We start from the raw sequence: 21,097 nt of genomic DNA, 5'->3' as shown, positions 1-21,097 counted from the left end.
GCCTGTTCAAGGAGACACCGATGCGCAACCTGATCGCAGCAACGGCGGCCCTGTGCGTGGGCCTTGGCGCCCTGCCGGCGCTGGCCAAGGACCTGATCGTCACCGTCGCCAAGCCCGACCGGCTCTATGTCATCGACGCGGCCGCCCGCACCGTCCAGACCGACTGCAAGCTCGACTTCAACCTCATCCCCGGCGTCATCGCCATGTCGCCGGACAATGCGATCGCCTACGTGCTCGCCAACCGCTGGGAGGACGTCTTCGGCATCGAACTCGCCACCTGCCGGACGGTCTTTTCCGCCCATCAGTCGGAAGGCGACATCCGCCGCAAGACCATCGCCTCGCTCGCCGTGTCCAAGGACGGCACGGAGGTCTACACGGTGCGCAATCCGGTGCGCATCCTGCCCGACCGCTACGAGGTGCTGGAGCCGGAGTTTGCCGTCTACGAGGCGGCCGCGGGCCTTGACGCGAAACCGGCGCGCACCTTCCCGGCGCCGCGTCGCATGACCGTCATGGCGACCGACCGCTCCGGCATGGTTTATGCCGGCGGCCACGAGGTCTACGCCATCGACCCGAAGACCGGCGAGGTCTCGATCAAGATCGCCAACGCCTCCTGGGACCGGCCGACCTATTCCGGCCCTGACGTGCTCGCCTTCTGGCCGATCGGCAGTCAGGCCGACGAGTTCCTGCTGCTCTATTCGGCGGCGGTGTTCACCGACGCCAGCCAGAGCGAACTGGCCGATTTCGTCTGGGGCTACCAGACGGTCGACCTGACCACCGGCCAGGCGAAGATCGAGGATTTCGCCAGCTTCGAGGTGATCATGTTCTCCGCCGTGCGCGATCCCAACGACAAGTCGAAGCTCTACGGCGTCTACACCCAGCTGTCCAAGCACAACGTCGACACCAAGGAACTGATCAAGCGGGTCGACCTGCCGCACACCTACTACTGCATCAACATCTCCTCCGACGGCAGGGAGCTCTACGTCGGCGGCACCAACGACGACATCGGCGTCTATGACTCCGAGACGCTGGAGCGCATCGGCGAGATCCTTCTGCCGTCCGGCGGCGACATGGCCGCCGGCACCATGCACGTGATCAACACGGGGAGCTAGGCAGCCATGACGACAGGATGGGGCAGGGGCCTTGCCGCCCCCGCCACACCCACCGCCGTCACCCCGGGCAAGCATCGCGAGACCCGGTGCCCACTCGCTTGCAGAGCGCCGGTTGCAGGGCTCGCCGCGCCTCGCCGCGCTCCTGCGCCCCTCGGCGCCCCCTTCGCCCCGGGGCAGAGGGGGCCGTTTCTTTCGACCCGGGATGTCGAACACGGAAGCAGGCACGCATGAGACCGGCGACGACAACGGCTGAACCGCAGCCGACGAGAGCGGTCACCCCGCCGCGGCGCCCTCTGCTGCGCGCGCTCATCGTCCGCCTGGTCGGCGCGCGCGAGGCCGGCTGGCTGGCGCCGCTGCTTGCGCCCTACCGCCGGCCGCTCGCCGCGCTGTTTGCCCTGTCGCTCGTCGCCGCCGCCGCCGCTCTGGTGCCGCCCTGGCTGACCAAGCTGGTCATCGACCGCGGCCTGATGGCCGGCGACCGCCACGCCCTTGTCGGCTTCGTCCTGCTGCTGTTCGCCGTCGGCCTCGGAGCGCTGGCGCTGGGCGCGGCCAATTCCCTGCTGCACCTGCGTTTCTCGGCCCGGCTGCTGGCCGACCTGCGCCGTGCCGCGGTCGACCGCATCCTCGCCCAGTCGCCGCGCTGGCAGGCGCGCCAGAAGACCGGCGAGCTGATGAGCCGGCTCGACGGCGACGCCGGCGAGGTGCAGCAGTTCGCCTTCGCGGCCCTGGTCAGCGGCGGCGGCAGCCTCTTCAGGCTCGCCGGCGGCACGGCCATGCTGTTCGTGCTCGACCCCCTGCTGGCGCTGCTGGCGCTGGCGCTGGCGCCGGTCGAACTCGCCTTCTTCGCCCGCGCCCGGCCGGTCACGCACGACAAGGCGCGGGACGTGCGCACCGCCCGCGGCCGGCTCGCAGCTACCCTCGCAGAGACCGTCGCCGGCCTCGGCGCGCTGCGGGCGCTGGGGGCCGGCGCCGTTGCGGCCGGCGAGATCGAGCGCCGCCAGCAAGGCCTGGTCGGCGCGCTCCTGGCGGCGCAGGTCTGGACCGAGGTCACCCGCGCCGTGCCGCTGATGCTGACCGCGATCCTGCGCGGCGCGGTGTTCCTGGTCGGCGGGTTCGCCGTCATCGACGGCCGCATGCCGCTCGGCTCGCTGATCGCCTTCACCGCCTATCTCGGTTTCCTGATCGGGCCGATGCAGTCGCTGATCGCGCTGTGGCACGGCCAGGCCCGCATGCGCGCCGCGCTCGACCGGCTCGACGAGGTCATGAGCGCCGCCCCCGAGGTCAGCGACCCCGTCCGTCCGCTCGCCCTGCCGGCCGGCGGCGGCGCGCTGGCGCTGTCCGGCGTCGGCTTCGGCCCGGTCCCCGGCCGGCCGTTGTTCGAGGGGCTGGAGGCGACCGTCCCGGCCGGCGCCAAGGTCCGGCTCGCCGGCCCGTCCGGCATCGGCAAGTCGTCGCTGCTGGCGCTGCTCCAGCGCCACATGGATCCCGACGCCGGCACCATCCGCCTCGACGGCATCGACCTGCGCCGCCTCGCCCTGGCCGACCTGCGCCGCGCCGTCGCCCTGGTGCCGCAGAAGGGCCACGTCTTCTCCGGCACGCTGGCCGACAACCTCCGTCTCGCCGCCCCCGAGGCGGGCGAGGCCGACATGCTGGAGGTGCTGCGCCTTGTCGAGCTTGATGGCCGCTTCGCCGCCGACGGCCTCGCCGCCCGTCTCGGCGAGGGCGGGCTGGAGCTTTCCGGCGGCGAGCGCCAGCGGCTCTGCCTTGCCCGGGCCTTGCTCGCCCCGTTCCGCGTCCTGCTGCTCGACGAAAGCCTGTCGGAGGTCGATGCGGAGCGCACGGCGCGCATCATGGCTGCCCTCGACGCCCGCTTCGCCGGCCGCACCCGCCTCGTCGTCACCCATGGCGAGGCGGGCCGCTACGGCGGCTTCGACGCCGAGATCGATCTTGCCCGCTTCGCCGTCCGGGAGCCGCCGGCATGATCCGCCTCGCGCTCCTCGACGGCGCCCTGGCCGCGGACGCGTCCGGCCTTGCCGCGCAGGCCTGGTTCTGCCGTGACGACGGATCGGCAGCGGCCCGGCGCCATGCCGGAGCCTTGTCGGCGACCATCCGGCACTTTTCCGGCGCCGTGCGTGTCGTCAACGCAGTGGTGTTTCCCGGCCGTCTGTCGACCACGGTCGAGGCGCTGGCGGACGCCCTCGACTGGTTGCGCGAGGAGCCGCCGCAGATCGTCCACTGCTCCTTCGGACTGGCCCGGCCATCGGCCGAAATCGCTTTGAGGATCAGGATCTTACAGGAGGCCGGTAGCCTCGTCGTCGCTTCCGCGCCGGCGCGCGGCGGGCCGGTCTTTCCGGCAGCCTTGGCCGACGTCGTGTCGGTCCAGGGCGACGCCCGCTGCGGCCCCGGAGAGCTGTCGCGCCTCGACCTGCCGCAGGCCGCCTGGGGCGCCTGTCCGGTCGCGCTCGGCCATCCGCAGGTGCGCGGCGCCAGCGCCGCCGCAGCCCACCTGAGCGGCCTGCTCGCCGCCCGCTGGTCCGGCTCCGCCGCCGAAGCGCTCGACGCGCTATCCCCGGCGGTGCGTTATCTCGGGCGCGAGCGGTGCGGTGCCTGACTCCTTGAAAACTCGGGCGGAATGCCTTGCGTCCCGCCCGCCCTCGATGCCTCAGCTGGCGATCTTGTCCACCGCCTCGCCGGCGAGCCAGGCCGCGCCGCGCCGGTACAGCGCCTCGACCGCCGGCCCCTTCAGGCCGGGCATGTCGCGCTTCACCGTGAAACCGAGCTTGGTCTGGATATAGGCCAGATGCCGGTAGCCCTCCGGGAAGGTGGCCAGCAGCTCCCGGTCGAGCTTCAGCTCCGCCGCCGGGTCGAGCGGATCGAGCCGGTCCTTCTCGTAGATCGGCTGGCGCAGCACGACGCCCCATGTGCCCTGGCGCTTTTCCAGGAAGTCGTAGAAGCGCCCGGTGCAGACGACGTCACACATCACCCCGTCGACCGGCCCGCGCTGCGAGATGGTCATCTTGGTCTGCGCGATCGCCCGCGTGCCGGCGAGGTCGATCGAGGTGCCGCCGAGGAAGTGCAGGATGCTCACCCCCTTGTCGAAGCCCTCGCGGCTGACCCGGATGAAGTCGTCGGCGACGCCCTGGAACCAGGTCGCCTGCATGACGCCGTCGTCGTGCCAGACGGTGCGGAAACGCTCCCAGTCGCCGGCGTCGCGCCAGACGGCCCAGTTCTCGACCAGATCGCGGATGGCGAGGCGGTCGAGCAGGTCTGCAGATAGGCTCATGATCTGGAATTCTCCTGGAAAGAGGGGAGGCGCTCAGGCGGCGCCGACGCGGTGGACGAACCTGGCGAAGCCGGCGAGCTGGGCGGAAATCACCTTGCGCGCGTCCTCGTCGGTCAGGCGCCCGGCGGCGGCATCGACCTTCTGGCCGGCGAAGGAGACGAACACCTCCGGCTTGGTGAACACGAGCGCGTCGAGGAACACCATGATCTGGCGCATGTGATACTGAGCGCGCGCGCCGCCGAGCATGCCGGTCGCCGCCGACTGCAGCGCCACCGGCCTGTCCTTGAACGGCTGGTCGGGCACGCGCGACACCCAGTCGATGGCGTTCTTGAGCACGCCCGGCACCGAGAAATTGTATTCCGGCGACACGATCACGACGCCGTCGGCCGCACGCACCGCCTCGGCGAGGTCGGTGACCGCCTGCGGGAAGCCGTCCCTGGTCTGGACGTCCGCGTTGTAGAGCGGGATGGCGCCGATCGGCGGTGCGGGGCGGATGGTCACTCCGTCGGGGGCGAGATCGGGCAGCGTGTCGGCGATCATGCGGTTGAACGATCCCTGCCGCAGGCTGCCGCAGAGGCTGAGAAAGGTGAGGGGTCTGGACATTGTCACCGTGTGGGTAGCGCGCTCGGGCGCGGTTCGACGGGGAGGGGAGGGCCGCCCGGCGGCGGAAACGTCCGCAAGGCGTCCGCGCGGCCCCGGCGAGGTCAGCGGGTCTCGATGCCGGCCTTTTCGCGCACCGCGCGCCAGCGCTCCGTTTCGGAGGCGATCTTGGCGGTGAAGTCGGCCGGGCTCGAGGCGCCGGTCACATAGCCGGATTCGACCAGCTTGGCGGTGACGGCATCGTCCTTCAGCGCCTCCTGGACGGCAGCCGAGACCTTGTCGACCAGCGCCGCTTCGGCGCCGCTCGGCATGGCGATGCCGTACCAGGTCGCCACGTCGTAGTCCGCGTAGCCGGCTTCGGCGACGGTGCCGACGTCCGGCAGCTTGGGGTGGCGCTCGGCGCTGGTCACCGTGATCGCCTTGATCTCGCCGCTGGCGATCTGGCCGAGCATCGGCGCCAGCACCTCGACCAGCAGGTCGACCTCGCCCGACAGCACGGCGGCGAGCGCTTCCGGCGTCTTCTGGTAGGGAATGTGGACCATCTCGATGCCTGCGGTCTCGGCCAGCAGCGCACCGGCGAAATGCTGCGACGAGCCGACGCCGATGCTGGCGAAATCCAGCTCGCCGGGCTGCTTCTTGGCCAGCTCGACCAGTTCGGCGAAGGTATTCGCCGGGAAGTCCGGACGCGCGATCACTACCAGCGGCATGGACGCGACCTCGGAAATGCCCTGGAAGTCGGCGACCGTGTCGTAGGGCAGGCTGGCATACATGGCGCCGGCGACCGTGTGACCGTTGGCCATCATGTAGAGCGTGTGGCCGTCGGGGGACGCCTTGGCGGCCGCGTCGGCGCCGATGGTGCCGCCGGCACCGGGCCGGTTCTCGACCACGACCGGCTGGCCGATCACCCGCGAAAGCGGGTCGGCGACGATCCGCGCCAGCGTGTCGGTGCCGCCGCCGGCGCCATAGGCGACGATCATCGAGACCGGGCGTTCCGGCCAGCTCTGGGCCTGCGCCGCGGCGCCGGCCGCCATCAACGCCAGGCCGCAAAGCCCGGCCACCAGGGTCGTCCGCTGTGTCATCTTCGAGTTTCCTCCTCTTGCCGCGGGCAGTGTCGTCCCGCCCTCCCAGGTGCAGCGCAGTTTCATTAGATGAATAATTTTCATCCGTGAACAGGAAGCATGGCAAAATGCGCCTTGTCAACCCGCTGTGCGTGCCGACGGGAACGTGGCGCGCAGGGCGCGGGGCGGGTGGGAGGTCCGGTGGGGGGAATCATCTCAGGCGCGCGATCAGCGCTTCGGCGCGGCTGACCGCGCCACGCAGCTGCTGGCGGATCTGGGACGCTTTCTGGCTGTCGAAGCGCGGGCTCGGCACGGCGACATTGAGGGCGCCGACCACACTGTCGCCCTGCCGTACCGCCGCCGCGATGCCGACGATCCCATGGGTGAATTCCTCCTCGACGAAGCCGAAGCCCTCGACCCGGGCGCGCTCGATCTCGCGCAGCAGCCGTTCGTGCGACTGGATCGTGTTGGGGGTGAACTTCTCGAACCGGACCCGCTTCAGGTAGCCGTCGAGCCAGGCCTGATCCTTGTAGGCGAGCATGATCTTGCCGCCCGAGACCGCATAGAGCGGGGCGAGGTCGCCGACCTGCATGGTGTAGGTCAGCGCCTGCCGTCCGGCCCGGGTTGCGACCACCTCGACGTCGTCGCCGCGTTGGACGTTGAAGGCGCAGCTCTCGTTGATTGCCGCGCACAACTCCTCGAGCACTGGCTCGACCAGTCGTGCCAGGTGGCGGTCGGGTTCCACGCCGCGCGCCAGCTCGGCGATCATCGGGCCGAGCCGGTAGGCCTTGCCGTCGACAAGCGTCAGGTAACGGCGTTCGGTCAGCGTGCCGACCAGGTGGAACAGGCTGCTCTTCGGGATGCCGAGGGCGTCTGACAGGGCTGCCGCGCTCATCGCTGCCGGCGCGTGGGCGAGCAGTTCGAGCAGGTCGAGCGTGCGATCGGCGGACTTGACTTTTCGGACGGAGGTCTTTTTCATGAGATAAACTTGTTCACACTTGTGAACGACATATTTAGCACATCAGAACCGGCGCGCAACAGTCATCTTGCCGCGGGGACGGGTCGGGACGGGGACCTGGGGAGGCACCGGCAGGATCATGCACATGCCAAGACTTTCACGCGGTTCGCTGATGGCCGGCGGCTCGGCGCTCGCCGTCGGCCTGATCGCCCTGTGGGAATCGACCGCCTATCCGTTCGGGACGGCGCGCCAGATCGGTCCGGCGATCTTCCCGCTCGGATTATCGCTTCTGATGATCCTCGCCGGTCTCGCCATTCTTGTCGAGGACCTTCGCGCCCCGGCGACCGACGAGCCGTTGCCGCGCGTGCCGCTGGCCAGCATCGCCGCAGTCGCCGGCGGGCCGCTCGCCTTCGCGCTGCTGGTCGAACGCTTCGGCCTGGCGCCGGCGATCGTCGCCAGCGTCGTCATCTCCAGCCTGGCCGACCGCTCGCTCGCCCCGCGCACCGTGCTGGTGCTCGCCGTCGGCCTCGCCGTCGCCTGCACGCTGATCTTCGTCACCTTCCTCAAGCTGCCGCTCGCGCCCATCGTCTGGTGAGTTCCATGGATCTGATCTCCAACCTGACGCTCGGCTTCTCGGTCGCGCTCAGCCTGTCGGCCCTGATGTATTGCGGCCTCGGCGTGACGCTCGGCATGCTGATCGGCGTGCTGCCGGGCATCGGCCCGCTGGCCACGGTCGGCATGCTCCTGCCGCTGACCTTCTACGCCGCGCCGACCGACGCCATCATCATGCTGGCCGGCATCTACTACGGCTCGATGTATGGCGGCTCGACCGCCTCGATCCTGCTCAACCTGCCCGGTACCGCCGGCGCGGCGGTCGCCTGCATCGACGGCTATCCGATGGCTCGCCAGGGTCGCGCCGGCGTCGCCCTGTTCATGACCACCATCGCCTCCTTCTTCGGCGGCATTGTCGGCATCGTCATCCTCGCCGCCTTCGCGCCGGCGCTGGCCAGGGTCGCGCTCAGCTTCGGCTCGCCGGAATATTTCTCGCTGATGGTGGTCGGGCTGCTCGCCGCCGCGCTGGTCGGCGACGGCTCGCCGTCGCGCTCGCTTGCCATGGTCGTGCTCGGCCTGCTGCTCGGCATCGTCGGCACCGACGTCAACAGCGGCGTGCGCCGCTTCACCGGCGGCCTGCCGGAACTCAGCGACGGGGTCAACCTGGTCATCCTGACCACCGGCCTGTTCGGCATTTCCGAGGTCATCCTCAACGCCGGCCGGATCAAGCGCGGCTCGGTCAGGCCGGTCGACGTCAGCTGGCGCTCGATGCTGCCGACCGCCGACGACTGGCGGCGCTCGGTCCTGCCGTCGCTGCGCGGCGTCAGCGTCGGCTCGGTACTCGGCATCCTGCCCGGCACCGGCGCGGCCCTGTCCACCTTCGTCGCCTACGCCCTGGAAAAGCGCGTCGCCAGGGATCCCTCGCGCTTCGGCAAGGGCGCCATCGAGGGCGTCGTCGCGCCCGAGGCGGCCAACAACGCCGCCGCCCAGGCCGCCTTCATCCCCACACTTAGCCTCGGCATTCCCGGCGATGCCATCGTTGCCATCATGCTCGGCGCGCTGATCATCCACGGCATCGTGCCGGGTCCGCGCCTGGTCGTCGACCAGCCCGAGCTGTTCTGGGGCCTGACCGTCAGCTTCTTCATCGGCAACGTGATGCTGCTGATCCTGAACCTGCCGCTGATCGGGCTGTGGGTGCGCATCCTGTCGATCCCCTACGGCCTGCTCTATCCGGCGATCCTGGTGTTCATCTGCATCGGCGTCTACTCGATCAACAACTCGGCGTTCGACGTGCTGATGGCGCTCGTCTTCGGCGTCGCCGGCTTCGCCATGCGCCTGATGCGCTTCTCGCCGGCGCCGCTCCTGCTCGGCCTGGTGCTCGGGCCTCTGATCGAGACCAACCTGCGCCGCTCGCTGCTCCTGTCGCGCGGCGATCCGGCGGTGTTCGTCGAGCGGCCGCTGAGCGCGGCGATCCTCGCCATCGGCCTGGCGATCGTCGTCTGGGTCGTCGTTTCTGCCCTGCGCCGGCGCAAGCCGGCGCAAACCTGATATCGCGCCGGCGCAAGCCGGCGCAGGTCTGACCCGCCTGCCGGCGCGCCGGCGGTCCGGGGCCTGTGCCTCAGCGCCCCCGCGTCGCCGCGATGCGGGCCAGGAAGCCATCGAGCGCGGCGCCGGCGAAGTCGAGCACGGCGGCGTCGGCGAACACCCCGTCGACGATCTTGGCCGGTGCCTGCGGCACGACGACCTCCTGGCACGGATAGACCTCGGCCAGCACGGCGTTGAGCACGTATTTCAGGTGCGCCTGCGCCCGCGCGCCGCCGATCAGCCCGCCCGACACGGTCGCCACGAAGGCCGGCTTGCCCTTCAGCACCGACTGGTAGGCCGGCCGCGATGCCCAGTCGATGGCGTTCTTCAGCACGCCCGGGACCGAGTAGTTGTATTCCGGGGTGACGAACACGAGCCCGTCGGCCCGCTCGATCGCCGCCAGCAGGGCGGCAACCGCGGCTCCGCCGTCGTGGTCGGCGTTGTAGTGCGGCAGGCTGGCGATGTCGGCGATCTCGACCTCCGCCTTGCCCTCGAGCCGCGCGATCAGCGCGCGCAGCAGGGCGGTGGCCGACGAGGCGGCCCTGAGGCTGCCGGAGAAACCGAGGAGATGGGGCATGGAGACGTCCGTTGGTCGTTACAGTCTGGCGAGCCAGGTCGTGATGGCGGGGAAGGCGATGAGGATGGCGAGCGTCAGCATCATCGCCGCGACGAAGGGCAGGGCGCCGCGGAAGATGTCGCTGACGCGCAGGGTCGGGTCGGCCATGGCCGACTTGATGGTGTAGACCGACAGGCCGAAGGGCGGGGTCAACAGGCCGATCTCGACCGCGATCACCGTCAGCACGCCGAACCAGATCAGGTCGAAGCCGGCGGCGGTTGCCACCGGCAGCGCGATCGGCAGCAGGATCAGCATGATCGAGATGGAATCGATGATGCAGCCGAGCACGATCACCAGCGCCAGGAACAGCACCAGGAAGCCCATCGGCCCGATCGGTCCCGACAGCAGCAGGTCGGCCAGGGCCGTCGGCAGCCCCGACATCGCCAGCATGCGGCTGAAATAGGTCGCGGCCATGATCAGGATCAGCACCGACACGGTGATCTGGCCGGTCTCCACCATCAGCCGCCACAGCGAGCGGCCGGTCAGCGACCGCCGCATGGCGGCGACCGCCAGCGCACCGAGCGCGCCGACCGCGCCCGCTTCGGTCGGATTGAGGAAGCCGCCGTAGAGGCCGCCGAGCACCAGCAGCATCAGCGTCGCGATCGGCACCGCCTTGGCCGCCAGCCGGCCGAGGCCGAAGCTCTCGAAGGCTGCGCCGTCGACCGGCGTGTCGAACACGAAGCGCCGGTTGAAGGTCGCCAGCAGGAAGATCGTCAGCGAGAACACGCCGGCGAGCAGCAGGCCGGGCAGCACGCCGGCGAGGAACATGCGCCCGACCGATTCCTCGGCCAGCACCGCATAGACGATCATCAGCAGCGATGGCGGGATCAGCATGCCGAGCACCGAGCTGCCGGCGACCACGCCGGTGGCGAACGTCTTGGTGTAGCCATGGCGGGTCATCTCCGGCACGGCGACCCGGCTGAACACCGAGGCCGAGGCGATCGAGATGCCGGTGATCGAGGCGAACACCGCGTTGGCGAACACGGTCGCCACGCCGAGGCCGGCGCGCAGCCGCCGCAGCGCCTGCTGGAACACGTCGAATGTGTCCTTGCCGACCCCCGACACGGTGACCAGCAGACCCATCAGCACGAACAGCGGCACCACCGCGAACAGGTACTCGCGCAAGGAATCGTTGGCCACCGCGCCGGCCATGCGGAAGGCGACCGCCTCGTTGCGGATCGCCGCGACGCCGGCGTAGGAGACGACCAGCATGCCGAGGCCGATCGGCAGGCCGATGTAGATCAGCACGATCAGGCCGACCACGGCCAGTGCCCCGATTTCGATGCCGGTCATGTCCGGGCCCCCTTGCCTCGGGCAGCGGCGCGCAGGTTCTTCGCCGCCATCACCAGGAACTGCACCGCCGAGACGCTCATGCCGAGGATGATCAGGGCGCGGAACGGCCAGGTCGGCAGCGTCATGACGCCGGTCACGCCGATGAACTGGCCGGACGACAGGTCGCGCTCGATGATGCCGACGGTCGACCAGGCGATGGCGGCGAGCGCCACGGCGCCGGTCAGGTCGAACAGGCAAGCGAGCACCGCGCCGGCGCGCGGCAGCCGTTCGCGGAAACCGGTGAAGAACAGTTCGGTGCGCGCCAGCCGGTCGTGGCGCACGGTGGTGGCGAGCTGGAGGTAGACGATCATCACCAGCGTCAGCGCGCCGAGCTCCGACACCAGCGGCAGCGAGGCGCCCATCAGGTTGCGGGCGACGACGTCGGCGCAGATGATCGCCATCAGCACGCCGATCATCAGGGTTCCGAGCGCCGCCAGGCCGTCGACCAGCAGCGTCCAGCCTCGGTCGAGGCCGGCAAGGAGCTGCCCCGCGGGCGGGGCAGCTCTCGAGTTGGCGTCCTTGGCCATGTCAGCTCCGGGCGCGTGCGGTCGCTCGGCCGGTCATTCGGCCTTGTCCCAGGCGCGTGCCGGGGTCTCGCCGCGCTTGCGCAGCCCGTCCATGTAGGCGGAGAGGAAGGCCTTGCCGGGCAGACCCTTTGCCTCTGCCGCCGCCGCCCATTCGCCGGCGAGGTCCGGCAGCGCGTCGACCCAGCGCTGGCGCTCCTCGGCCGGCAGTTCGGACAGGACGACGGGCGGCGTCTGCGACGCGCCGGTCTCGACGATCTTGGCGATCGCCATCTCGTGGCGTTCCAGCAGGTCCTTGCCGTGGGCCTCCGTGTAGAAGGCGCCGGCCGCGGTCATGGCCTCCTGTACCTCGGCCGGCAGGCCGTCCCAACTGTCGCGGTTGATGGCGACCGCCCCCGAGAAGGCGACGCCCATGCGCACACGCGTCAGGTAGGGGGCGACCTCGTAGAGCTTGGCCGGCAGCACGCCGAGGGCGAGCGACAGCACGCCGTCGGACACGCCGGTCTGGATGTCGGTGTAGAAGCTGGTCAGCGAGCCGTCGACCGCGTTGGCGCCGGTGCCGCGCAGCCAGGTGCCGAGCACGCCGGGAGCAGAGATCTTCATGCCGTTGAGGTCGTCGAGCTTGGTGATCGGCGTCTTGGTGTAGAGGTCGTAGCCGTCGGTTCCCGTCAGCCCGAGCACGACGAGATTGTACTGCTCCCATTCCTTGCGGAACTCGGGCACGGCGTCCAGCAACTCAGCCATGGTGGCGAGCTGGGCCGGCGGGTTCGAGGTGGTGAACGGCGTGTAGGTGCTGACCTGGCTCAGCGGCAGTTTGGCGCCCTCCAGGAACGAGAACACCCAGCCGACGTCGGTGACGCCCTGCTCGACCGACGTCAGCGTCGCGTTGGCCTTGTACAGCGTGCCGCCGAAGGCCTCCTGCCACTCGATCTTGTAATTGCCCTTTTCCGCCAGGATGCGGTCGGTCTCGGCCATGAAATGGCTCTTGATCATGCCGACCCAGGGGATCGTCGTCGGGTGGCTCGACGCCACCGTCAGCTTGATCGTTTCCTGGGCATGGGCGGCGAGCGGCAGGGCGATGGCCCCCGCTGCCAGTAGTCCGAACAGGATCCTCATGTGTTCCTCCTCCCTTGAAGTCCTATACGACCACGAAGCGCTGGCTCGACAGGTCGAGCCGGACGGTCATGGTTCCCTCGTTGATCATCCACGGCCGTACCCGGAAGGTGCGGGCGCCGGATGCATGCATGGGATCGCGGACGGCGATGGCTTCCGCCTCCGCCCTCGATCCGGCGCGCACGACGACGAGGCCTTCGCCGTGCCAGTCCCGTTCGTCGTCGCTCCACATCGGCCCGGCGGCGAACAGGATGCCGTCGCGCTCCAGGGCGACCTGGAACGCGAGGTGGTCCTCCATCTGCGCCAGCACCGGTCCGAGCCCGGCCACCGGCGTCGTGAAGATCGCGTAGAGCTGCTTCTGCAGCATCTGCCTGCTCGCCTCGATCACGGCAGCGACGGGCAGGGCGGTCGGTGCGTCGGTCATCGTTTCCTCCCGGATGCCCGCTCAGCCGGTCTTGCGGCGCGCCAGCTCGGCGCGGATTTCGGCGCCGTGCTCGTCGAGCATCGGCGGCGGCAGCAGGTCGCGGTCGGCTTCGCCGTCGAAGCTGTAGGGCGCGCGCACGGTGGTGAACTGGCCCATCGTCGCGTGCGGCACGCTTACGGCGATGCCGAGGTGTTTTGCCTGCGGATCCTCGAGTGCCTCGTCGGAATCGTAGGCCGGCGAATAGGGCACCTCGTGGGTCTCGAAGCGGGCGCACCAGTCGTCCCTCGGCGCGGTCTTGAACACCGGCGTCAGGATCTCGATCAGCTCGTCCTGGTGCTGGATCCGCTCCAGCCGCTCGGCGAAGCGCGGATCGCGCGCCAGTTGCTCCTGGCCGGTCGCCGCCAGCAGCCCGTCCCAGAACTTGGCCGGCGACGACAGGTGGAAAGCGATCCATTTGTCGTCGGCGCATTCGAACGTGTAGCTCTGCGACACCACCGGCCGCGACAGCGGGCCCATCACCTCGTCGACGCTGTAGTAGTGCGTGAAGCTGTCCAGGTTGAAATGGCACATGGCTTCCAGCATCGAGATGTCGAGCCGGGCCCCCTTGCCGGTGACGCCCCGCTGCACCAGCGCGGCGAGGATGCCGGTGGCGGCGTAGTGACCGGTTACCGCGTCGGCGATCGCTGGGCCGATGACCCGAGGCTTGACCGGAGGCGTGACCAGCCGCAGGAAGCCCGATGCGGCCTGGGCGACGGTGTCGTAGGCCGGGCGGTCGCGCGCCGGACCTGAGGTGCCGAAGCCGGAGATGGCGCAGTAGATCAGGCGCGGGTTGAGCCGGCGCAGGTCGTCCTCGCCGGCGCCGAGCTTCTCGGCGACGCCGGGCCGGAAGTTCTGGATGAACACGTCCGCCCCGGCGATCAGTTCCCTGAACACTGCCAGGTCGTCCGGATTGCGGGTGTCGAGCGCGATCGAGCGCTTGTTGCGGTTGTAGGTCTGGAAATGCGGCGAATAGAGCCCGCCCTTGAAGGCGCGGAACGGGTCGCCTTCGCCCGGCCGCTCGACCTTGATCACGTCGGCGCCGAGGTCGGCGAGTTGCATCGCCGCCGCCGGGCCCGTGATGTAGGTGCCCATCTCGACCACGCGGATGCTGCTGAGGAGCTTGGCCATCACTCGGCTCCCTTGGCTGCCGGCGCGCCGTCATAGGCGATGGCGAGATCGGCCTTGTGCGACAGGATGAAGCCGATCGGCCGCTGCGATTCCTCGTGGAGATGTGCCGCCAGGCCGGCGGCGCGCGCCAGCAGCGGCACCGCCTTCAGCGCTTCCAGCGGCCAGCCGGCGTCCAGGATCACGGCCGGAATGGCGCCCGACACGTTGATCGGCAGCGGCCGGTTCATGATGCGCGGGGCATGGCTGCCGAGATGGCGCAGCGCGGCGATATGCGTGCCGGCGATGCCGAGTTCGTCGGCGATGGCAAGCAGCCGGTCGGCGCGCGGGTCGCCGCCGCTGTGCTGCGGATGGCCGAGGCCGGGAACCTTGCGGCGGGCCGCCTTCAGCCGCTCCAGCGACCGGATCGCCGCCTGTTCCAGGTCGCCGTCGCCGGCCTCCTCGATCACCTCGGCCAGATAGCGCCCGGCAACCTCGGAACTGCCGGCGACGACCGTGCCCATGCCGAGCAGACCGGCGGCCATCGCGCCCTGCCAGGCTTCCGGGGCCGCGGCCAGCGTCATGCGGGCGGCCTGCACGCTCGGCACCAGGCCGTGCTCGGCAATGGCGACGAGACAGGAATTCATCGCCGCCAGCTGGGCCGGGCTCGGCCGCATGCCGGTGACCAGCAGCCAGAAATAGTCGGTGAAGTCGATCTTGCCGATCAGGTCGCGGCACAGGTCGTGGCCGCGCACCGTGATGCTGTGTTCGTCCGATGTGGCGATCGCCGTGAAAGCACCGTCCTGCTTTCCGATGCGCATGCGCGCCTCCTTTTCGCATAACGAAAAATTTTTCACTTGCCGGAATCTACGGCGCGTTTTAGCTTCTCGTCAACCGTCATTTTGGGCCGAAGGGATGACGAGAGGCTTCGGTCACAGGTTAAAGCGGAGGAAACCATGCGCGATATCAATCAGTTCAGCCTGACGGAGGCGGTCAAGCAGTCGTTCCGCACACAAGAGGGCAGCCGTTTCAAGTTCCTGCTGGAAACATTCATCGACCACCTGCACGACTACACGCGCGAGGTGAACCTGACCCACGACGAGTGGATGGGGATCCTGAATTTCCTCTACGACTGCGGCAAGATTTCCACGCCGGAGCGCCACGAGTTCATCCTCTTGTCGGACGTGCTCGGCTTCTCGGCCCTGGTCGACATGATCAACACCCGCGGCGGCGCGACCGAGGGGTCGAATCTCGGGCCGTTCTACCTCGACAACGCGCCCGAACTCGCCCTCGGCGGCCATCTCGCCAAGGACCGCGACGGCGCCACCGTGCTGGTGCACGGCATCGTCCGCGACACGCTCGGCAACGCGCTTCCCGGCGCCATCGTCGACACCTGGCAGGCGGACGCCTCCGGCACCTATCCGATCCAGGAACAGGCCAGCGGTCAGGACAAGTACGACCTGCGCGGCAAGCTGACCGCCAACGACAAGGGCGAGTACTGGTACACCACCGTCCTGCCCAAGCCCTACACGGTTCCCTACGACGGCCCGGTCGGCGCGCTGCTGCGCGCCGGCAACCGCCATGCCTGGCGCGCCGCCCATCTGCACTACATCGTTCGCGCGCCGGGCATGCGCGCCATCACCACCGAGCTGTTCTTCGACAACACGGAATACATCGACAACGACGCCGTTTTCGGTGTGCGAAAATCGTTGATCACCAAGCTCGAACCTGTGAAGAAGGCGGACGATCTCGGCTTCCCGGTCGAAAAGCGCCCCGATGCCCGATGCCGCTTCGACTTCGTGCTCGCACCGGAAGGCTGAGCCTTGCTTGCACAGGAGGTCCTCTTGCCCGACACGCCGCGCCCGGCAGAATTCGTGGAGGCCCTGGCGAAGGGTCTCGCCGTGCTCGAATGCTTCGACGCGACGCATCCCGAGATGACGCTGAGCGAGATCGCGCGGCGGGTCGGCCTGTCGCCGGCCGCCGCCCGGCGCAGCCTGATCACGCTGGCGACCCTCGGCTATGTCGGCCAGACCGCCAAGCGCTTCCACCTCAAGCCCAAGGTGATGACGCTCGGCTCCGGGTTCTATTTCGCCGCGCGCATCGACGAACTGCTGCTGCCCGAATTGCGCCAGATCGTCGACAAGCACGGCGACGCGGCCTCCGTCGCCACCCTCGACGGCCATGACGTCATCTACATCGCCCACCACTCGACCCAGCGCGCGCGCCGGGCGAGCGCGGTCGTCGGCGCGCGCTATCCCGCCCACGCCACCTCGCTCGGCCGCGTCCTGCTCGCCGGCCTGGCCGACGAGGCGCTCGACCGCTATTTCGAGACCGTCGAGCCGGTCGCGCTGACCGCGCGCACCGTCACCTCGAAGGAGGAGTTGCGGCGCATCGTCTGGAAGGTGCGCGAACTCGGCTACGCCACCACCGTCGACCAGCTCGACTACGGCATCACCGCGCTCGCCGTGCCCGTGCGCACGCCCGACGGGCGCACGCTCGCGGCGCTGAACTCCTCGGGCTATTCGGGCCTGGTCACTGCCGACCAGATGGTCGCCGAACGACTCCAGGACCTGCGCATGGCCGCGACGCGCATCGCGGCCGCCTCGGCGCGGGTGCCGGCGCTCGCCGCCGTCCTCGGCTCCGACTGAACGATCCGCCCCCACTCGCGCGGCTGCGAGTGGGGGTCTTTTTCTTTAACGCAAATGCGAAGAAAATTTCGCAGTGCGAAATTAGGGGAGGAAGACCGATGTGCAGATTCTGTGATGCGCTGCTTCGCGCACCGGCCGGATCGGGGGGCGGCGGCTTTGCCGCCACGCCCGCGCCGCACAAGGGACCCATGCCTGCCGGCATCGGCGAGCCCGGCCGCCGGACCCTGATCCGCGGCGGTGCCGTGCTGTCGGTAGACGACGCCGTCGGCAACTTCGCCGAGGGCGACGTGCTGCTGGAGGGCCGCCGCATCCTGGAGGTCGGGGCCCGCATTGACGCCGGCGACGCCGCGGTGATCGAGGCCGCCGGCATGATCGTCATGCCCGGCTTCGTCGATACCCATCACCACCAGTTCGAGACGGCGCTCAGAAGCTTCCTCGCCGACGGCATCCTGATCAACGACGGCCGTCCGGAAAGCGTCTACAATTACTACGAGGCGATCCTGCAGAAGTTCTCGCTCGTCTACCGGCCCGAGGACGTCTACATCAACGAGCTTTACGGCTCGATCGCCCAGATCGACGCCGGCGTCACCACGGTGATGGACGTCAGCCAGATCCATCATTCGCCGGAGCATTCCGACGCCGCGCTCTCCGCCCTGCGCGATGCCGGCCGGCGCGCCGCCTTCGGCTATTTCGAGGGCTGGGGCGAGCGCTCGAAATACCCGCAGGACGCCCGCCGCATCCGCGACCAGTGGTTCGCCAGCGACGACCAGCTGCTGACCATGGTCATGGGCGGCGAGATCTACCTGCCGGGCTACGAGGCCGCCTGGGACGTCGGCCGCGAGCTCGCCATCCCGATCGCGCTGCATGTCGTCGGCACCTTCGGCATGCAGCCGACCTTCGACGCGCTTGGCGCCGCCGGCCGCTTCGGCCCCGACAACATCTTCATCCACATGACCGGCATGAGCGAGGAGGGCTGGAAATACGCCGCCGACGCCGGTGCCCACATCTCGCTCTCCGTGCCGATCGAGATGCAGATGCGCCACGGCATGCCGCCGATCCAGAAGGCGCTCGACCACGGCCTCAGGCCGTCGCTGTCGACCGACGTCGAATGCACGATGACCGCCGACATGTTCACCCAGATGCGCAGCGCGGTTACCTTGCAGCGCAGCATCGCCAACGAGATGGCGCTGCGCGGCGAGGACTATCCCAAGCTCCTGAGCGCCATGGACGCGATCCGCTTCGCCACAATCGAGGGCGCCCGCGGGCTCAGGCTCGACGCGCGCACCGGCTCGCTGACCCCCGGCAAGGACGCCGACATCATCCTGCTCGACGCCACGGCGCTCAACGTCGCCCCGCTCAACCACGTGCCCGGCGCGGTGGTGACGCTGATGGAGCGTTCCAACGTCGACACGGTGCTGGTCGCCGGCAAGGTGAAGAAGTGGCAGGGCAGCGTCCTCGGCTTCGACCTCGACCGGCTGCGCGCCGAGCTGGAGGCGAGCCGCGACCACCTGTTTGCGGCCGCCGCCATCGAGCGCGACCTGTTCCGCGCCTGAGACGCCCTGAGACGCCCTGAGACGCCCTGCGACGGCCCGCAGCACCTGCCGCGGGCCGTCAGCCGAACAAGGAGGTTGGGCAGGAACAGCGCCGCCTGCGGCAGGAATACCAGCGCCAGCGTGACGATCGCCACCGCCAGCATCAGCGGCACGGACTCGTGTGCATAGTCACCGATGCCGGTCTTCAGGATCGAGCACACCGCATACATGGCCGCGCCGACCGGCGGCGTGAAGTTGCCGATCGTCGCGGCGATGATGAACACCACGCCGAAATGCACCGGATCGCCGCCGAGGCTGCGGATCAGCGGCAGGAAGATCGGCGTCAGCATGATGATCAGCACCGTCGCGTCGATGACCAGGCCCGCCGCCAGCACCAGCAGTGCAATCAGCACCATGACCAGCGACACGTTGCCGGTCAGCCCGCCGATCCAGCCGGCGATCGCCTCCGGCTCCAGCAAAAGGGTCTGGTGCGCAAGGATGACGCCGGCCGCTGGGTCGCGCCGGCCCTGACCCCCGATCATATCGGCGAGCTCTACGAATTGCGCTGGCTGCTGGAGCCGCCGGCCCTGGTCAAGGCCTGTGCGAACCTTCCGGCCGGCTTCCTCGCCGGCATGCGCGCGGATCTGGAGGCCGCGATGGCCGAGGCGGCACCGGATGCCGGCGGTGTGCTCGATCGTCTGGAGCACCAGATGCACGTCGAGCTTCTCGCCCATTGCCGCAACGAGACGCTGATGCAGGCCATCACCCTGCACCAGTCGCTGCTCATCGCGCACCGATTCCTGTACAGGTGGACGCCACGGCTGTTCGCGACCGAACCGTTCCTCGCCGAGCATCTGGTCATCGTCGCCCTGCTCGAAGGCGGTCGCGTCCGCGACGCGGCCGACGCGTTGGAACTCCACCTGCGCGACTCGCGTGAGCGCGCCATCGCGCGCGTTGAGCTCATCCGCCAGGAATACCGGGTCGAGGATACCGCCTATCTGACCCGCGGCCCCTGACCCGCAGCCCCTGACTGCGGGCCTGTCGTGAGGCGACGGTCGGCGCGCCGGGATCTCCCGGCGCGCCTCCATCAGATTTTGGCACTCGTCCGGCAGGTTTCCGACAGGAGTTCGACAGGTCTCCGGAGGGAAGCAGGAGGGAAGCCGGAGGGAAGCCGGACACGCTCCGGTGTCGTCAGCCGTCCGCCTTTCCGGGCTTCGACGGGATGGTCACCGACACCGGATCGCTGGCCGGGAAGCTGTCTTCCAGGCCTTCCTCGAGCGCCTCCTCGGCCTTGTCCTCCTCGCGCTTGTCCTCCGCCGCACGCGCCTTGGCGCGGTCGTCGTCCGCTCGCCGGGTCGTGTCGGCGTCACTGTTCTTGCGATTGGAATCGTTCACTTTCTTCAGAACTGCGGGCATAGCATCAGTCTCCTTTGCCTACCCTCCACCAACGCGGTCGCGGGCGGTTTGTTCCCCGCGCCGGTGGTGGGAGGTCACGCACCAGCCGAGCAATTCGCCTGCAGATTGCGCTCGGTCAAACCGGCTCGCAGAGGATTGCGGCACACTCACCCTGGAAGAAATCGGGAGGTCGTCAACGGCCCCCGCATCAAGGAGGACACGCCATGACGCCCGGCAAGGATCAGCTCATCTGGATGTATGACAAGATGGTCGAGGCCCGTTATTACGAGGACAGCCTTGCCGCCATCTACATGGAGGGGAAGACGCCGAAGTTCGACATCGGCTCGGGGCCGGTACCCGGGGAAATGCACCTTGCGGCGGGCCAGGAACCCTGTGCCGCCGGCGTCTGCGTGCACCTGCGCGCCGACGACACGGTGACCGCCACCCATCGCCCGCACCACGCCGCGATCGCCAAGGGTGTCGACCTCAACCGCATGACGGCGGAGATTTTCGGCAAGAAGACGGGCCTTGCAGGAGGCCGCGGCGGCCACATGCATCTGCTTGATCCGGCTGTCAATTTTGCCTGTTCGGGGATCATCGCCCAGGGCACCGGGCCGGCCGTGGGCGCTGCCCTTGCCGCCCGCCTGCAGGGGCGGGACTCCGTCGCCGTCTCCTATGTCGGCGACGGTGCGGCCAACCAGGGCGCATTTCACGAGGCGCTCAACCTCGCCGCGCTGTGGAAGCTCGGCGTCGTGTTCGTGATCGAGGATAACGCTTGGGGCATCTCGGTGCCGAAGGCGAAGTCTACTGCCGTCCGCGACAACGCCGTGCGTGCCGCCGCCTACGGCATCCCCGGCGTCCATGTGGCGGATAACGACACGCTGGAGGTGTTCAAGGCCGCCGGCGAAGCGGTCGCCCGCGCCCGCCGCGGCGACGGCCCGACCCTGATCGAGATCGAGACCTACCGCTACTACGGCCACTTCCAGGGCGACCCGGAACTCTATCGTCCGGCCGGCGAAGTCGCCGCGCTGAAGGCGAAGGACCCGATCGACCGGCTGACGAAACACATGCTGGAGAGCGGCGCGGCGACGCGTGCCGATCTCGACGCAGTCGCCGCGAAGGCGAGGCAACGTGTTGATGCGGCAATAAAATTTGCCCGAGACAGCGACTATCCGGCGCCTGAAGAGGCGCTCGAGCATGTCTTCGCCTGACCGATCCCGACGACT

General features: G+C 69.2%; 22 protein-coding genes and 1 pseudogene. 10 read left to right on the top strand and 13 right to left on the bottom strand.

Features of this window, described 5'->3' with window-relative positions; translation table 11 throughout:
* The first annotated feature begins 20 nt into the window (after positions 1-20).
* From peaD to SL003B_RS12535, 3 genes are all read left to right on the top strand, one after another.
* The gene (gene peaD / locus SL003B_RS12545) at positions 21-1,109 is read left to right on the top strand and encodes a quinohemoprotein amine dehydrogenase subunit beta (protein WP_013653224.1); all 1,089 of its coding nucleotides are present in this window, start codon (positions 21-23) and stop codon (positions 1,107-1,109) included.
* Between the two features lie 227 nt (positions 1,110-1,336).
* On the top strand, positions 1,337-3,091 hold the full coding sequence (locus SL003B_RS12540) for an ABC transporter ATP-binding protein (RefSeq protein ID WP_013653223.1): 1,755 nt from the start codon (positions 1,337-1,339) through the stop codon (positions 3,089-3,091).
* Positions 3,088-3,720, top strand: a complete 633-nt coding sequence (locus SL003B_RS12535) for a S8/S53 family peptidase (protein ID WP_013653222.1) — start codon at positions 3,088-3,090, stop codon at positions 3,718-3,720. Before SL003B_RS12540 ends, SL003B_RS12535 begins: the two co-directional genes overlap by 4 nt.
* Before the next feature lie 51 nt (positions 3,721-3,771).
* Here SL003B_RS12535 and SL003B_RS12530 read toward each other — a convergent pair whose 3' ends face one another.
* The 4 genes from SL003B_RS12530 to SL003B_RS12515 form a co-directional block, all read right to left on the bottom strand.
* Positions 3,772-4,392, bottom strand: a complete 621-nt coding sequence (locus SL003B_RS12530; RefSeq protein ID WP_013653221.1) for a nuclear transport factor 2 family protein — start codon at positions 4,390-4,392, stop codon at positions 3,772-3,774.
* Positions 4,393-4,425: 33 nt separating this feature from the next.
* Positions 4,426-4,995 (bottom strand): NADPH-dependent FMN reductase, encoded by a 570-nt coding sequence (locus SL003B_RS12525; protein WP_041375522.1) that lies wholly within the window; start codon positions 4,993-4,995, stop codon positions 4,426-4,428.
* 101 nt (positions 4,996-5,096) lie between these two features.
* A complete protein-coding gene (locus tag SL003B_RS12520) occupies positions 5,097-6,071 on the bottom strand; it encodes a tripartite tricarboxylate transporter substrate binding protein (protein WP_013653219.1) in 975 nt (324 codons plus the stop codon).
* Positions 6,072-6,261: 190 nt separating this feature from the next.
* A complete protein-coding gene (locus SL003B_RS12515; protein WP_013653218.1) occupies positions 6,262-7,029 on the bottom strand; it encodes an IclR family transcriptional regulator in 768 nt (255 codons plus the stop codon).
* Between the two features lie 124 nt (positions 7,030-7,153).
* On the opposite strand from SL003B_RS12515, the gene SL003B_RS12510 reads away from it, so the two are divergent.
* Positions 7,154-7,603 carry a tripartite tricarboxylate transporter TctB family protein gene (locus SL003B_RS12510; protein WP_206771924.1) on the top strand — a complete coding sequence of 150 codons (450 nt, stop codon included), beginning with the start codon at positions 7,154-7,156 and terminating at the stop codon, positions 7,601-7,603.
* A gap of 5 nt (positions 7,604-7,608) precedes the next feature.
* Positions 7,609-9,108 carry a tripartite tricarboxylate transporter permease gene (locus tag SL003B_RS12505; protein ID WP_013653216.1) on the top strand — a complete coding sequence of 500 codons (1,500 nt, stop codon included), beginning with the start codon at positions 7,609-7,611 and terminating at the stop codon, positions 9,106-9,108.
* Positions 9,109-9,178: 70 nt separating this feature from the next.
* On the opposite strand, the gene SL003B_RS12500 is transcribed toward SL003B_RS12505, so the two are convergent.
* The 7 genes from SL003B_RS12500 to SL003B_RS12470 are packed head-to-tail and all read right to left on the bottom strand — an operon-like array spanning position 9,179 to position 15,117.
* On the bottom strand, positions 9,179-9,721 hold the full coding sequence (locus tag SL003B_RS12500; protein WP_013653215.1) for an NADPH-dependent FMN reductase: 543 nt from the start codon (positions 9,719-9,721) through the stop codon (positions 9,179-9,181).
* 18 nt (positions 9,722-9,739) lie between these two features.
* A complete protein-coding gene (locus SL003B_RS12495) occupies positions 9,740-11,053 on the bottom strand; it encodes a TRAP transporter large permease (protein ID WP_013653214.1) in 1,314 nt (437 codons plus the stop codon).
* Positions 11,050-11,619: a TRAP transporter small permease subunit gene (locus tag SL003B_RS12490; RefSeq protein ID WP_013653213.1), complete on the bottom strand. Its 570-nt coding sequence runs from the start codon at positions 11,617-11,619 to the stop codon at positions 11,050-11,052. Before SL003B_RS12490 ends, SL003B_RS12495 begins: the two co-directional genes overlap by 4 nt.
* A gap of 33 nt (positions 11,620-11,652) precedes the next feature.
* Positions 11,653-12,732 carry a C4-dicarboxylate TRAP transporter substrate-binding protein gene (locus tag SL003B_RS12485; protein ID WP_013653212.1) on the bottom strand — a complete coding sequence of 360 codons (1,080 nt, stop codon included), beginning with the start codon at positions 12,730-12,732 and terminating at the stop codon, positions 11,653-11,655.
* A 22-nt stretch (positions 12,733-12,754) separates the two neighbouring features.
* A complete protein-coding gene (locus tag SL003B_RS12480; RefSeq protein WP_013653211.1) occupies positions 12,755-13,153 on the bottom strand; it encodes a YciI family protein in 399 nt (132 codons plus the stop codon).
* Between the two features lie 21 nt (positions 13,154-13,174).
* The gene (locus tag SL003B_RS12475) at positions 13,175-14,320 is read right to left on the bottom strand and encodes a CaiB/BaiF CoA transferase family protein (protein ID WP_013653210.1); all 1,146 of its coding nucleotides are present in this window, start codon (positions 14,318-14,320) and stop codon (positions 13,175-13,177) included.
* Complete coding sequence (locus tag SL003B_RS12470; RefSeq protein ID WP_013653209.1) at positions 14,320-15,117, bottom strand: citryl-CoA lyase; 798 nt, start codon at positions 15,115-15,117, stop codon at positions 14,320-14,322. Before SL003B_RS12470 ends, SL003B_RS12475 begins: the two co-directional genes overlap by 1 nt.
* 135 nt (positions 15,118-15,252) lie before the next feature.
* Here SL003B_RS12470 and SL003B_RS12465 point away from each other — a divergent pair, with 135 nt between their 5' ends.
* From SL003B_RS12465 to SL003B_RS12455, 3 genes are all read left to right on the top strand, one after another.
* The gene (locus SL003B_RS12465; RefSeq protein WP_013653208.1) at positions 15,253-16,116 is read left to right on the top strand and encodes a dioxygenase family protein; all 864 of its coding nucleotides are present in this window, start codon (positions 15,253-15,255) and stop codon (positions 16,114-16,116) included.
* Between the two features lie 24 nt (positions 16,117-16,140).
* Entirely contained in the window at positions 16,141-16,944 is an 804-nt protein-coding gene (locus SL003B_RS12460) for an IclR family transcriptional regulator domain-containing protein (protein ID WP_041376100.1), read from the top strand.
* A 98-nt stretch (positions 16,945-17,042) separates the two neighbouring features.
* Positions 17,043-18,497, top strand: a complete 1,455-nt coding sequence (locus SL003B_RS12455) for an amidohydrolase family protein (RefSeq protein ID WP_013653206.1) — start codon at positions 17,043-17,045, stop codon at positions 18,495-18,497.
* A gap of 155 nt (positions 18,498-18,652) precedes the next feature.
* Here SL003B_RS12455 and SL003B_RS23555 read toward each other — a convergent pair.
* Positions 18,653-19,018: pseudogene (locus SL003B_RS23555) on the bottom strand (TRAP transporter large permease subunit); the annotation flags it as partial.
* Between SL003B_RS23555 and SL003B_RS23550 the strand changes: the two are divergent.
* Positions 18,965-19,492, top strand: coding sequence for an FCD domain-containing protein (locus SL003B_RS23550; protein WP_049792582.1), 528 nt, complete (start codon positions 18,965-18,967; stop codon positions 19,490-19,492). The pseudogene SL003B_RS23555 and the gene SL003B_RS23550 overlap by 54 nt on opposite strands.
* 175 nt (positions 19,493-19,667) lie before the next feature.
* Here SL003B_RS23550 and SL003B_RS23370 read toward each other — a convergent pair whose 3' ends face one another.
* Complete coding sequence (locus SL003B_RS23370; RefSeq protein ID WP_013653204.1) at positions 19,668-19,892, bottom strand: hypothetical protein; 225 nt, start codon at positions 19,890-19,892, stop codon at positions 19,668-19,670.
* Between the two features lie 203 nt (positions 19,893-20,095).
* Here SL003B_RS23370 and SL003B_RS12440 point away from each other — a divergent pair, with 203 nt between their 5' ends.
* On the top strand, positions 20,096-21,082 hold the full coding sequence (locus SL003B_RS12440) for a thiamine pyrophosphate-dependent dehydrogenase E1 component subunit alpha (protein WP_013653203.1): 987 nt from the start codon (positions 20,096-20,098) through the stop codon (positions 21,080-21,082).
* Positions 21,083-21,097 lie beyond the last annotated feature (15 nt).

This window comes from Polymorphum gilvum SL003B-26A1 (assembly GCF_000192745.1).
GTDB classification, from domain to species: domain Bacteria; phylum Pseudomonadota; class Alphaproteobacteria; order Rhizobiales; family Stappiaceae; genus Polymorphum; species Polymorphum gilvum.
The sequence above is the reverse complement of the archived record's forward strand: the minus strand, read 5'-3'. Positions and strand labels throughout refer to the sequence as shown.

Coding starts and splice junctions, on each gene's coding strand:
- peaD (WP_013653224.1), top strand. CDS start 21: ATGCGCAACCTGATCGCAGCAACGGCGGCCCTGTGCGTGGGCCTTGGC.
- SL003B_RS12540 (WP_013653223.1), top strand. CDS start 1,337: ATGAGACCGGCGACGACAACGGCTGAACCGCAGCCGACGAGAGCGGTC.
- SL003B_RS12535 (WP_013653222.1), top strand. CDS start 3,088: ATGATCCGCCTCGCGCTCCTCGACGGCGCCCTGGCCGCGGACGCGTCC.
- SL003B_RS12530 (WP_013653221.1), bottom strand. CDS start 4,392: ATGAGCCTATCTGCAGACCTGCTCGACCGCCTCGCCATCCGCGATCTG.
- SL003B_RS12525 (WP_041375522.1), bottom strand. CDS start 4,995: ATGTCCAGACCCCTCACCTTTCTCAGCCTCTGCGGCAGCCTGCGGCAG.
- SL003B_RS12520 (WP_013653219.1), bottom strand. CDS start 6,071: ATGACACAGCGGACGACCCTGGTGGCCGGGCTTTGCGGCCTGGCGTTG.
- SL003B_RS12515 (WP_013653218.1), bottom strand. CDS start 7,029: ATGAAAAAGACCTCCGTCCGAAAAGTCAAGTCCGCCGATCGCACGCTC.
- SL003B_RS12510 (WP_206771924.1), top strand. CDS start 7,154: ATGCCAAGACTTTCACGCGGTTCGCTGATGGCCGGCGGCTCGGCGCTC.
- SL003B_RS12505 (WP_013653216.1), top strand. CDS start 7,609: ATGGATCTGATCTCCAACCTGACGCTCGGCTTCTCGGTCGCGCTCAGC.
- SL003B_RS12500 (WP_013653215.1), bottom strand. CDS start 9,721: ATGCCCCATCTCCTCGGTTTCTCCGGCAGCCTCAGGGCCGCCTCGTCG.
- SL003B_RS12495 (WP_013653214.1), bottom strand. CDS start 11,053: ATGACCGGCATCGAAATCGGGGCACTGGCCGTGGTCGGCCTGATCGTG.
- SL003B_RS12490 (WP_013653213.1), bottom strand. CDS start 11,619: ATGGCCAAGGACGCCAACTCGAGAGCTGCCCCGCCCGCGGGGCAGCTC.
- SL003B_RS12485 (WP_013653212.1), bottom strand. CDS start 12,732: ATGAGGATCCTGTTCGGACTACTGGCAGCGGGGGCCATCGCCCTGCCG.
- SL003B_RS12480 (WP_013653211.1), bottom strand. CDS start 13,153: ATGACCGACGCACCGACCGCCCTGCCCGTCGCTGCCGTGATCGAGGCG.
- SL003B_RS12475 (WP_013653210.1), bottom strand. CDS start 14,320: ATGGCCAAGCTCCTCAGCAGCATCCGCGTGGTCGAGATGGGCACCTAC.
- SL003B_RS12470 (WP_013653209.1), bottom strand. CDS start 15,117: ATGCGCATCGGAAAGCAGGACGGTGCTTTCACGGCGATCGCCACATCG.
- SL003B_RS12465 (WP_013653208.1), top strand. CDS start 15,253: ATGCGCGATATCAATCAGTTCAGCCTGACGGAGGCGGTCAAGCAGTCG.
- SL003B_RS12455 (WP_013653206.1), top strand. CDS start 17,043: ATGTGCAGATTCTGTGATGCGCTGCTTCGCGCACCGGCCGGATCGGGG.
- SL003B_RS23370 (WP_013653204.1), bottom strand. CDS start 19,892: ATGCCCGCAGTTCTGAAGAAAGTGAACGATTCCAATCGCAAGAACAGT.
- SL003B_RS12440 (WP_013653203.1), top strand. CDS start 20,096: ATGACGCCCGGCAAGGATCAGCTCATCTGGATGTATGACAAGATGGTC.